The following is a 9,374-nucleotide window of genomic DNA, read 5'->3' on the forward strand; positions in this document are numbered from 1 at the left end:
ATTATTAGGAGATAAACTCAGTGCAAGGAGTTTTGATAGCCAAGTGAATGAGATCCATGCACGTGTAGCAGTCCTTAACAGATTTACGGAATTAGGTAGACCACTTACCCAAGTTACGCCTTAAATTTGGCTCAATTAGGGGCGCTTTGCATTTCAAATCTTTGTACAACAAAGTCCTTCAAATGCTAATTTAAGTCGATATTTATATCTAACTATTTTGTTTTTCTTTAAGAAACATATGCTCAATATTTTCATTTTTAAGTTTTGGCATTATCATTTTAACAATAATTAGAACGCTGAATGATAATAACAACATCCCTATGACTTCAAATGAATTAGTAAAGGCAAAAAGAGAACTATAAAAAGCACCTATACTAACTAAGCTTAAGATATAGGTCTTAAAATAAAGTGTGACAAACAAACCATAAAGAAGTGCTGAGAAAATTAAATTAAAATTATTATTCATTCCAAAATTATTAAATATAACGATCAATATAGAAATCACAAATATGGAAGAAATTATAACAAAAGTATTTTTTATGAATAACATTACATTTCCTCGTCTATTAAGTAATTAACTAAAACTATCTCCCTCCTTAGTAATCCCACTAAGGAGGGAGAAGTCTACCCCAACACAACATCCTAATATGCTCATTAATCTTATAACTAATTATTTTTCAATTAAGAGTTCGCAGATTAACTCTTAAATTTATATTCAGTTTTATTAATAATGAACACTGCTGTGTATGTAGGTAGTATAGATATTCTGAAATATGACACTATAATCCATAGCTTACATGATTGTAAGAAATAACCTACATTTGTATATATTTTAACCAAACAAAATATTTTTTTGTTATATTATTTTATTTAATATCATATATTTAAATTTAACAAATAGTAAAGTACACTTAATTCTTTAACAATTCACTAAAACAGGAGTAAAAAACCTTACATTTGAATATTTTCGTTAATTTTCAAAAATATTCGTATAGAACGATATAACTCTTTATCGTAATAGTTCAATACTCTTCATTTTATGAATGGGATTAAATTTCTTAATAAAATTAATGATTTGTACCACAGATTATCTAATTACTACATGCGGAAACCAACTAATGGAATTTGTAAGAGTTTTATATGCGAGTAAGTCTACAAGCACTCATCCAGAGCTAAAAAATGATTTAATGCAAATCATTAATTCTGCTGTAGATTTTAACTCACGTAATCATATTACTGGTGCCTTGTACTATGGGCATGGCTACTTTGTTCAATGTCTAGAGGGGCGCAGTACTAAAGTTGATGATCTTTTTTACAATAAAATTTTAAAGGATCCTCGGCACCAAAACTGTGAAATTCTCTTTTATGAAAAAGTTGATGTCGGTTTGTTCAAGAATTGGACTATGAAGTTTGCACCTATCAATAAAAGATTAGGAGATTTTTTCATAGAAAATCATCTAGATGAATTCAATCCATATCTTTTATCTAGTGAAACTATTCCTCCCTTTATCGAGCTTTTAGCTGGAGAGTATGAGGTAGAACCTTATCACTTTGAAGCAGATGAATAGGGCCCTTACTCGTAATCTAAATTACGTTAGGGGTAGTTTATGAAGATTCGACTGTGCTATGCGAGTACCCGAAATGAATCATCTACTGATCTTATTGAAGACTTAAGCAGCATCCTAAACATGGCTCGCGATTTCAATGAAAAAAATGCAATATTTGGTGTGCTTTATTACGCCAATAATCATTTTTTTCAATGCCTTGAGGGTGATAAAGAGATAGTTCTAGAATTATTTGATAGAATTAAATTAGACCTGAGACATTACAATATTATTGAGTTTGAAGTTATTGATATCGATCAAGTTATCTTTAAAAACTGGTCAATGAAATACGTTCAAAATGGTTCTAAAATTGAATTATTTTTCAAAAATTTGGGACTAGAAGTATTTACTCCTTCTGCTCTAAATGAAGACAATTTAATTATTTTATTAAATGAGCTTGCCAGTGAGAAACAAACCCGCATTCGTCGTAAGATGGGTTTGAATCAAAGGGGTGTTACTTCTTACTTATAAAAAAAGACGAACTAAGGTTCGTCTTTTTTATTTATATTTTAAAGCTTAATCGTATGGCTTGTACCGAGCTGCTCAGTTTCACCTGATATAGATGCTTTTGCTAATTTGAATAGAGTTACAAGCTTCCCTGCCCCTTTCCAATACTGAGCACCATTACAAATTACTCGAATCAATTGAATATCTGGGTCTGCTTTACCTTGTTCGAAGAACGCTTCATAAGCAGATGACCATAGCTGATCTAGAACTTGAGGATCATTAACGGCTTCAGCTATACCATTCACGGATAGATAGTCATTATTCGAGATATTGCTGTAGCCAAGGTTGACCTGAGGATGATTTTGAATATTTTTAACCAATTCAGATTTTTTTGAACCGATAAACCAGACAATCCCGTTAAAATCAGTATTTTGTGTGGTCATAGGAACTGAATGTAAGTGCCCTTCTTCAGTTGTGAAAGTCACCATCACAAAACGAATATCTTTAACTATTTTATTAATCTCTACATGATCTTTTGTTAAGTATTCCACTTTTATAATTCCTATAAAAAACTGAATTATTACTATGGATCAATAAAAAATATTAAATAGTTTTATTATGTTAAATTATTGTTGTTAAATTCGATTAAAATTTAAAATAATGTAAAAAGAAAAATTAAGACTAAGAATAACGAATTTTCATATTTTTTATATCAACAACTTTAAATCTCCTATTTTTAACGAAGAGTATCTGATTGAGTTGAGCGTGATGTAAATCAAACCAAAGTTCGATATAGAAAAAAACAGATGTTTCAGAGTAAACCCACAACCACTGTTCCGTTTCTATTCTTTTAATAGGATCATAAATAGTGTCTTTAACTTTCATAATATTATGTAAATTAAAGTTCTCATCTTGAAGAGTAATTTCATACGTATTCATATTTACCTTAAAGATATTTACATATTCATAAATTTTATTTTAATTTAAATGACTTGTTAAACGCACATATTTTTGTAAACTTAGGATATTTAAATATTGTTAATAATTTTTATTGACTTTGTTCGGTAAATATTTTGTAAGATACTGATTTTTAGTGGTTTATGAAAATTTAGATAAAAATAAGTATATTAAAATCATAATGTTAGTTTTTTTTGTGCAACAAAGCCGTTTGCCATACAAAATTTTCTGATCTTAGGAATCTAAACAATGCAATTTTCTGTGTGATAAATTTAGTAATCCCTACTGCAATTACCGATAACACTAAATATAAAAAAGTGGAAGAATAAATTTCTAAGTTATTGTTTTAGCTTGATGCTTGTTTTGTGTGGAGATAAGAGTAACTTTTGATTACTAGTTTTTACCTTAAATATACCGATTGAACGATTCATTTAAATGCTATCAATACATGAGTTTTACAATTTGGCTAGCTCAGCATGAGTACTTTCCACAAGATATAAGATCGACCATGCCAGAGTTGAATAAGTTGCTGCAGGAAGCAACCCAAGCAGATGTATTACTTGTTGAAAGTGTGGATCGGCTATCAAGACTAACCCAACACGATTTCAATAAGCTAAAGAAAAGAATCCAAGAGAAAGAACTTCACTACTGGTATAGAGCCAATGTTAGGAGATCATCTGTATTTAGAAAAACAAAACTACCCAGTTAATTTGGATGCTCCTGAGCGAACCGTTAAATTTAGTTTTCAAAGAGTTGTCGGCTCTAACAAAAAAATGTTACTCCGCTGGTTATATTTAATTTAATGTTAAAAATGATGCAAAAACATGAAATCTCGATCAAATAGCCTAAACATCTTTAAAAGGGGAAATTTAAAAGCGTTAGCATCACAGTTTCGTCACTGGATTTTAGACAATAGTGTAAATTGGTAAATCGCTGAGCTAAAGTGTTGTAGTCCAAACTCGATCTGACAGTTACCCATTTTTAGTGGGCCTGTTAAGTTAAATTTGAGCTAAATTATGCTCAGCCCAAATCCGCTTCCAATCAAATAATGATTCAAGTGGCGTGCGGCCACTGCTCAATCTAATTCACAGTACCTAAAACAGGTATCAACTTCGGTCCAGCCATTCTCGCTTTGCTAATGATCTCCACCAGTTCAGCATAAGTCAGTTCAAACTTATCCTCACTATCAAAAACATAAACCATGTTCTTGCTTTCATGTTCAGGAGGAGTAGGTGGTACAAAACGTTTCGGGATAAGAAGCTGCGCGAGTTGTTCATCATTTAATTTAAATAAGTGCATGTTTTTATCCTATTCTTGGTAAGTCTGACCATTTGGTTAAATACGATGGTGATCTAAGGTTTTGATTCATGTGCCATGAGGCTTCTTGATTGTTGGCAATTCCCAATGTGACGAGATTCTTCCCAAACCGTACACTGATGGCTTCGATGGCATCTGAAAGTTTTTCGCGTTCATGCCTATGTGAATAGTCCGTGAATAGATCGGGTACAAATTTGGATTTATCTGTGATTTCGAGCAGCACGATTCCCGCCTTTTTATACTTAAAGCCTTTCTTAAATATCTGATCGATACCTTTCATTGCTGCCTTGGTGATGAATAATAAGTCGTCTGTATGCTCATGCATCTGCACCACGATATATGGCGAGTAGCGCTCGGACTTATCAAAGCGACTGGTTTGGATATAGACCCCAATCATTTTGCAGATTGAGCCATCTTCACGCATTCGCTTTACGGCTCGAGCAACATAAAACCGGACAGATGCTTTGATGTCATCAATTTCATAGACTAGGTTCCCATATGAACGACTGCTGATGATTTGCTTTTTCGCTACCGCATCATCACTCAGGTCAATACAAGAAAGGCCCTGTAGCTCAAGCACCGTCTTTTCCATCACGATACTGAACTGCTTTTTGATTTCTTTAGGATTGGCATTGATCAGATCTAGAACGGATTGAACACCCATGGCATTGAGCTTCTTACAGTTCTGCCTGCCAACGCCCCAAACTTCGGATACATCTACTTGTGCGAGTAGCGTTTCTGTAGAGCATGGGTCCATATAGACCAGATTACAGACTCCATTGAAAAACTTGTTTTTCTTGGCGAGATGATTGGCAATCTTGGCTTCAGTTTTAGAGCGACCAATCCCAATGCAGCAGGGTAGTCCTAACCAACGCCAAGCTTTAGCCCTCATATCTTGCGCATATTCAGTCAGGTCAAATAGATGCTCATAAGCTGTGAGCTTTAGGAAACATTCATCAATGGAATAGACCTCTTGGTCTCCTGGTGCAACATAGTCCCCAAGCAGCTCCATAAAGCGCTTGGACATTTCGCCATATAAGGAGAAATTACTTGATAGCACCTGAATGTCATGTTGCTTGATCAGATCCTGAATTTGAAATACAGGAATACCCATTTTAATCCCGAGGTCTTTCGCTTCTTGGCTTCTGGCCACCGCACAGCCATCATTGTTGCTCAGCACGATGGTCGGGCGATCATTCAAGGCAGGATTAAACACACGTTCACACGAGACGTAGCAATTATTCACGTCGACTAACGCGAATATTTCATTTTTACTTTTCATGGTTATTCTTCTTTTTATGAGCGGTGATAAATACGTTTTAAATTAAAAGTCACCACACCCCAGATTGAGATGGTCTGACTGTCATCAGGGATGATGTGATTGTAGTTAGGATTTTCAGCCTTCAACCAAAGTTCTGGAAGCGGATAATCTTCATCGCCAAATATCTCTTTGATTTCGGACTTTGACATCTTATTGGTGATCATCAGCCGCTTAATTGTCGAGGCATTGTTATCAATCAGGGCAATAACAATATCGTAATGCTTGGCTTCAATACTACGATCAATAATGATTGGATCATTAATCTCTAGGCCAGCATCAAGCATGGATTCACTGTCTACATAAGCAATGAACGTAGAAATCGGGTTGTGAATCAGGAACTCATTTAGATCAAGCGCTTTGTCTTGTTCATCCTTGGTACTAAAGGCTGGACCTGCAGGGATGCGCTCTAGAGATACGGGAATTGAGACTTTGGATTTGGGTAGAACTGCAGTAAGCCCTAACTGCGCAACCAGTTCATTTTGAACAGCGATTTGTTCAAGCACGGTATTGATGGTAGGGCTTGGCTTACCCTCTGGACCCATGAGCTCTTGTAAAGATGACCATGCGTCGTCAGAGAAGTAGATAGGCAACTTCTTAGACATGTGATACTCCTACGCTACGAGGCGTGTTTGGAAGTAGAATTTGTCTAAATAGGATATTACTAACAACGTTTGAAAATCAAATTTAAAAAGTTGTGGATAAACAAGGATGCGTCAGAATAAGACGTTTTGTTTCTGCTTATCGCGTGGAAAAGTGATGAATTCATCGGGCATTTGAAAAAAATATTCATGCGCGTGTTCATGATCTGCAGTCAGCCAGTCTTTTCTGTACTGCTGTGGAATAACGATGATGGAGCGTTTTTCATCCATCGGTGCATGGAATTGCTTCATGAAGGGGTGATGATCCGAATTGATGGTCAACATTGAAAAGGAACGTACCTTATTGCCATCAATCACCGCATCATCATAGATCCCTGCAACCGTGAAAGGCTGATCATCTTTACGCTTGATGGTGTACCAGTATGGCTTGCCATTGATGTATTTGGGTTCGTAGAACTCTTGCACAGGGACTAGGCAGAACTTGCTGTATTTCCATGAGTGTCGAAAGCTGGGCTTATCAGCTACAGACTCGGTACGTGCATTATAAGTGTGGCTGCTAAATTTCAATTCTTTCGCCCAACTCGGAAGTAATCCAAACTTTGCGATATCAAGTTCCAAATGTTCTGAGCCATTCAAGATGATTGGAGCGTGACAAGAAGGAAAGACATGATCCTTAAGCTCAAGATCGAACTGGCTAGTATCGACACCCAAAAGCATCAAATTTCTTTTACTTGGAAATAGGTAATTCGAGCACATGATTATCATACCTTTAAGTGTCACATTTCGAATTATTTGCCTTAAAATTCCATAACAGAATGTACCAATATTTGAATGATAGGTAAGAAAATACAATTAGACAGACTATAAGCAACAAATCAAGAGTCGTGAACTTTTGTCCTTCACGTACTAAAACTAATGAAAATGCACAAACAGGCGAATTCAAACATGAGGAGCGCCAGTTTCAAAAGCCTTATGATAATCAAAAATTTGAGCAAACTTCTCTAATGGTGTAAGCCAATCTAACTCTTTTCTAGGACGAGTATTCAGTGACATGGCAACTTGATTTAAATAATGCTGATCTGGCTGATTTAAATCAATCCCTTTAGGTAAATATTGCCTTATTAAACCATTCATATTTTCGCATGTGCCTTTCTGCCATGGTGAATGTGGGTCGACATTGAGTAAAGTAGGCATTGAGCATTTATTTGTTAAAAATTTAGAGAATGTGCAAGGGGTGAACGCGATATTATCGATTTCTCAATTACTTACGCAAAAGACCGTGATGGCCGCTTATCTATGAATTTTGGTACGCTTAACCGTCAAGGTGGTCAGCGCCGTCTAAATGTAGCAATTACTAGTACTCGTCAAGGATTACATGTTGTCTCGGCCTTAATTCCAGAAGAAATTAATTTGGCACGCACCAATAGTGAAGGTGTAAGGGATCTAAAAGATTTCTTGGTTTTTGCTCGTAGTGGTCAGCTGCATTTAAATTATGCTGATCAAAGCAAACAGCAGACTAAAAAGAATTTGTAAAGTACTTACAAAATAGGCTTCAAGAAAAATATTGGAGCGTTGACCTCGGAATAGGTCAGGGCGATAGCTGTGTAGATCTTGCTATTAAAGATGACTTGCATGCAGATAGCTATATTGTAGGTATTCTAGTCGATGGTGAAAATTATGCAAAAGCAGCTACAGCAAGAGACTGTGATCAGCTCAGACCAACAGTATTAAATGGGTTAGGCTGGAAGGTATTATCAGTGTGGACAGTTGATTGGTGGCTGGATCCGGAGCATAACTTAACTAAATTGGTAAAAGCATTAGAAGAGATCTAAATAAATCAACAGGTTGCTTAAGTTGTCTGAAACCTTTGAGATGGAAAGCATGCTTTAAATCAAGTCATTGACTTGGGTTGCATGGTCCATGTGAGTCGTAAATTCTATGAACTGCATGTGACGGGGAAAAGTCAGATTAATGAACAGGAATTTTTAAGGTCATCAGATTAAGTGTATTCTGATAATGAATAAAGCGCCGTTTGGCGCTTTATTCATCCTAGCTCTTCAATATTGCAAAATGCGATAATTGGTTTATACTTGATTTATAGCAAAATGCGATAAAATATTATGCATGTGATCACCCACGCTCGAATTATAGAAGCAATTCACAAGTGGCCACAGGCTGAAACGGCATTAGATGGTTGGTATCGAATCATAAAGGCAAACGATCCGAAAGATTTTGCTGAGATGAAACAGCTCTTTCCAGCGGTCGATAAAGTTAGAAAGTTCCATGTATTCGATATTGGCGGGAACAAGATCCGACTTATTGCCGTCGTGATGTATCACGCAAAACGTGTGTATATTCGTCATGTCTTGTCCCATAAAGAATATGACCAAGGTCATTGGAAGGAAGGTTAGTATGAACGCGATGATTAAACAGGCCGTAGACCACTGGCACTACGTTGCACCATTGCTTAGCAAGCCAGAAAATGAAGACGACTTTCATACACTTGTTGAAGCTTTAGATGAACTTTTAGATACCGTTGGTGATGACGAGTCTCATCCTTTAATGGGGCTTATTCATCAGCTTGGTGATTTGGTTGCTGATTATGAAAATGAGCATCTTCCTATGGTTAAAGGGGATGGCCGTGCTGCTTTGGCTTTTCTAATGGAGCAACATGGTTTAGGTCAGTCTGACTTATCAGAGGTTGCAACCCAATCTGTGATTTCTGAGATTTTAAGTGGAAAACGCCAACTGAATATTCGTCATATTAAGGCATTGTCTGAGCGGTTTAATGTATCGGCAGATACGTTTTTCTAAAAGATAGGGCGCCGTGAGGCGCTGAACCGTACCGGGTTTGTCGGAGAGTCAATATTCTGAGAGACTATCCCGATGACAAAATTAAAATATACCCCTGAAATCAGAGAAAGAGCGGTTCAATTATTGATTGAATCCGAGAAAGATTATCCTTCTACTTGGGCTGCAATCACAGCAATAGCTCCTAAGATTGGCTGTACTCCTGAAACACTACGTGTTTGGTTGATGTGTGCTGAAAAAACAGGAGGTTTTAACTTGGTAAACTAAACACACTCATCAGGAGTTTACCATGAGCAAGAAACACAAGACTTACACCAC

10 protein-coding genes and 6 pseudogenes are annotated in these 9,374 nt (G+C 36.2%); 9 read left to right on the forward strand and 7 right to left on the reverse strand.

What is annotated here, in order from left to right; translation table 11 throughout:
* Positions 1 to 124, forward strand: a pseudogene (locus tag ACG9ZB_RS16050) (IS5/IS1182 family transposase); the annotation flags it as partial.
* A gap of 84 nt (positions 125 to 208) precedes the next feature.
* Here ACG9ZB_RS16050 and ACG9ZB_RS16055 read toward each other — a convergent pair.
* Entirely contained in the window at positions 209 to 550 is a 342-nt protein-coding gene (locus ACG9ZB_RS16055) for a hypothetical protein (protein WP_419326735.1), read from the reverse strand.
* 568 nt (positions 551 to 1,118) lie between these two features.
* On the opposite strand from ACG9ZB_RS16055, the gene ACG9ZB_RS16060 reads away from it, so the two are divergent.
* Positions 1,119 to 1,568, forward strand: coding sequence for a BLUF domain-containing protein (locus ACG9ZB_RS16060; RefSeq protein WP_259233772.1), 450 nt, complete (start codon positions 1,119 to 1,121; stop codon positions 1,566 to 1,568).
* A 39-nt stretch (positions 1,569 to 1,607) separates the two neighbouring features.
* The gene (locus ACG9ZB_RS16065) at positions 1,608 to 2,075 is read left to right on the forward strand and encodes a BLUF domain-containing protein (protein WP_419326736.1); all 468 of its coding nucleotides are present in this window, start codon (positions 1,608 to 1,610) and stop codon (positions 2,073 to 2,075) included.
* Between the two features lie 38 nt (positions 2,076 to 2,113).
* Here the strand turns inward: ACG9ZB_RS16065 and ACG9ZB_RS16070 are convergent, their stop codons facing one another.
* The gene (locus ACG9ZB_RS16070) at positions 2,114 to 2,602 is read right to left on the reverse strand and encodes a pyridoxamine 5'-phosphate oxidase family protein (RefSeq protein ID WP_218287700.1); all 489 of its coding nucleotides are present in this window, start codon (positions 2,600 to 2,602) and stop codon (positions 2,114 to 2,116) included.
* 917 nt (positions 2,603 to 3,519) lie between these two features.
* On the opposite strand from ACG9ZB_RS16070, the pseudogene ACG9ZB_RS16075 reads away from it, so the two are divergent.
* Together ACG9ZB_RS16075 and ACG9ZB_RS16080 are read left to right on the forward strand one after the other, a co-directional pair.
* Positions 3,520 to 3,651, forward strand: a pseudogene (locus ACG9ZB_RS16075) (recombinase family protein); the annotation flags it as partial.
* Positions 3,647 to 3,852 (forward strand): annotated as a pseudogene (locus ACG9ZB_RS16080) (hypothetical protein); the annotation flags it as partial. The pseudogenes ACG9ZB_RS16075 and ACG9ZB_RS16080, both read left to right, overlap by 5 nt.
* Positions 3,853 to 4,088: 236 nt before the next feature.
* Here ACG9ZB_RS16080 and ACG9ZB_RS16085 read toward each other — a convergent pair.
* The 5 genes and pseudogenes from ACG9ZB_RS16085 to ACG9ZB_RS16105 all read right to left on the reverse strand — a co-directional run.
* Entirely contained in the window at positions 4,089 to 4,307 is a 219-nt protein-coding gene (locus ACG9ZB_RS16085; RefSeq protein ID WP_419326737.1) for a hypothetical protein, read from the reverse strand.
* 4 nt (positions 4,308 to 4,311) lie between these two features.
* Positions 4,312 to 5,607 carry a Y-family DNA polymerase gene (locus ACG9ZB_RS16090; protein WP_419326738.1) on the reverse strand — a complete coding sequence of 432 codons (1,296 nt, stop codon included), beginning with the start codon at positions 5,605 to 5,607 and terminating at the stop codon, positions 4,312 to 4,314.
* Positions 5,608 to 5,621: 14 nt separating this feature from the next.
* Complete coding sequence (locus ACG9ZB_RS16095; RefSeq protein WP_419326739.1) at positions 5,622 to 6,248, reverse strand: LexA family protein; 627 nt, start codon at positions 6,246 to 6,248, stop codon at positions 5,622 to 5,624.
* Between the two features lie 111 nt (positions 6,249 to 6,359).
* Positions 6,360 to 7,001, reverse strand: a complete 642-nt coding sequence (locus tag ACG9ZB_RS16100; protein WP_419326740.1) for an SOS response-associated peptidase — start codon at positions 6,999 to 7,001, stop codon at positions 6,360 to 6,362.
* A gap of 183 nt (positions 7,002 to 7,184) precedes the next feature.
* Positions 7,185 to 7,418: pseudogene (locus ACG9ZB_RS16105) on the reverse strand (transposase); the annotation flags it as partial.
* Between the two features lies 1 nt (position 7,419).
* On the opposite strand from ACG9ZB_RS16105, the pseudogene ACG9ZB_RS16110 reads away from it, so the two are divergent.
* The 4 genes and pseudogenes from ACG9ZB_RS16110 to ACG9ZB_RS16125 form a co-directional block, all read left to right on the forward strand.
* A pseudogene (locus ACG9ZB_RS16110) lies at positions 7,420 to 8,077 on the forward strand (hypothetical protein); the annotation flags it as partial.
* Between the two features lie 288 nt (positions 8,078 to 8,365).
* Positions 8,366 to 8,656, forward strand: a complete 291-nt coding sequence (locus tag ACG9ZB_RS16115) for a type II toxin-antitoxin system HigB family toxin (protein ID WP_078390477.1) — start codon at positions 8,366 to 8,368, stop codon at positions 8,654 to 8,656.
* A gap of 1 nt (position 8,657) precedes the next feature.
* Positions 8,658 to 9,059 carry a helix-turn-helix domain-containing protein gene (locus tag ACG9ZB_RS16120; RefSeq protein WP_078390476.1) on the forward strand — a complete coding sequence of 134 codons (402 nt, stop codon included), beginning with the start codon at positions 8,658 to 8,660 and terminating at the stop codon, positions 9,057 to 9,059.
* Positions 9,060 to 9,131: 72 nt separating this feature from the next.
* Positions 9,132 to 9,284, forward strand: a pseudogene (locus ACG9ZB_RS16125) (IS3 family transposase); the annotation flags it as partial.
* Positions 9,285 to 9,374 lie beyond the last annotated feature (90 nt).

The organism is Acinetobacter johnsonii (assembly GCF_048551975.1).
Taxonomy (GTDB): Bacteria; Pseudomonadota; Gammaproteobacteria; order Pseudomonadales; family Moraxellaceae; genus Acinetobacter; species Acinetobacter johnsonii_A.

What these genes read in the sequence shown, in the direction of transcription:
- ACG9ZB_RS16055 (WP_419326735.1), bottom strand. Translation starts at nt 550, where the DNA reads ATGTTATTCATAAAAAATACTTTTGTTATAATTTCTTCCATATTTGTG.
- ACG9ZB_RS16060 (WP_259233772.1), top strand. Translation starts at nt 1,119, where the DNA reads ATGGAATTTGTAAGAGTTTTATATGCGAGTAAGTCTACAAGCACTCAT.
- ACG9ZB_RS16065 (WP_419326736.1), top strand. Translation starts at nt 1,608, where the DNA reads ATGAAGATTCGACTGTGCTATGCGAGTACCCGAAATGAATCATCTACT.
- ACG9ZB_RS16085 (WP_419326737.1), bottom strand. Translation starts at nt 4,307, where the DNA reads ATGCACTTATTTAAATTAAATGATGAACAACTCGCGCAGCTTCTTATC.
- ACG9ZB_RS16090 (WP_419326738.1), bottom strand. Translation starts at nt 5,607, where the DNA reads ATGAAAAGTAAAAATGAAATATTCGCGTTAGTCGACGTGAATAATTGC.
- ACG9ZB_RS16095 (WP_419326739.1), bottom strand. Translation starts at nt 6,248, where the DNA reads ATGTCTAAGAAGTTGCCTATCTACTTCTCTGACGACGCATGGTCATCT.
- ACG9ZB_RS16100 (WP_419326740.1), bottom strand. Translation starts at nt 7,001, where the DNA reads ATGTGCTCGAATTACCTATTTCCAAGTAAAAGAAATTTGATGCTTTTG.
- ACG9ZB_RS16115 (WP_078390477.1), top strand. Translation starts at nt 8,366, where the DNA reads ATGCATGTGATCACCCACGCTCGAATTATAGAAGCAATTCACAAGTGG.
- ACG9ZB_RS16120 (WP_078390476.1), top strand. Translation starts at nt 8,658, where the DNA reads ATGAACGCGATGATTAAACAGGCCGTAGACCACTGGCACTACGTTGCA.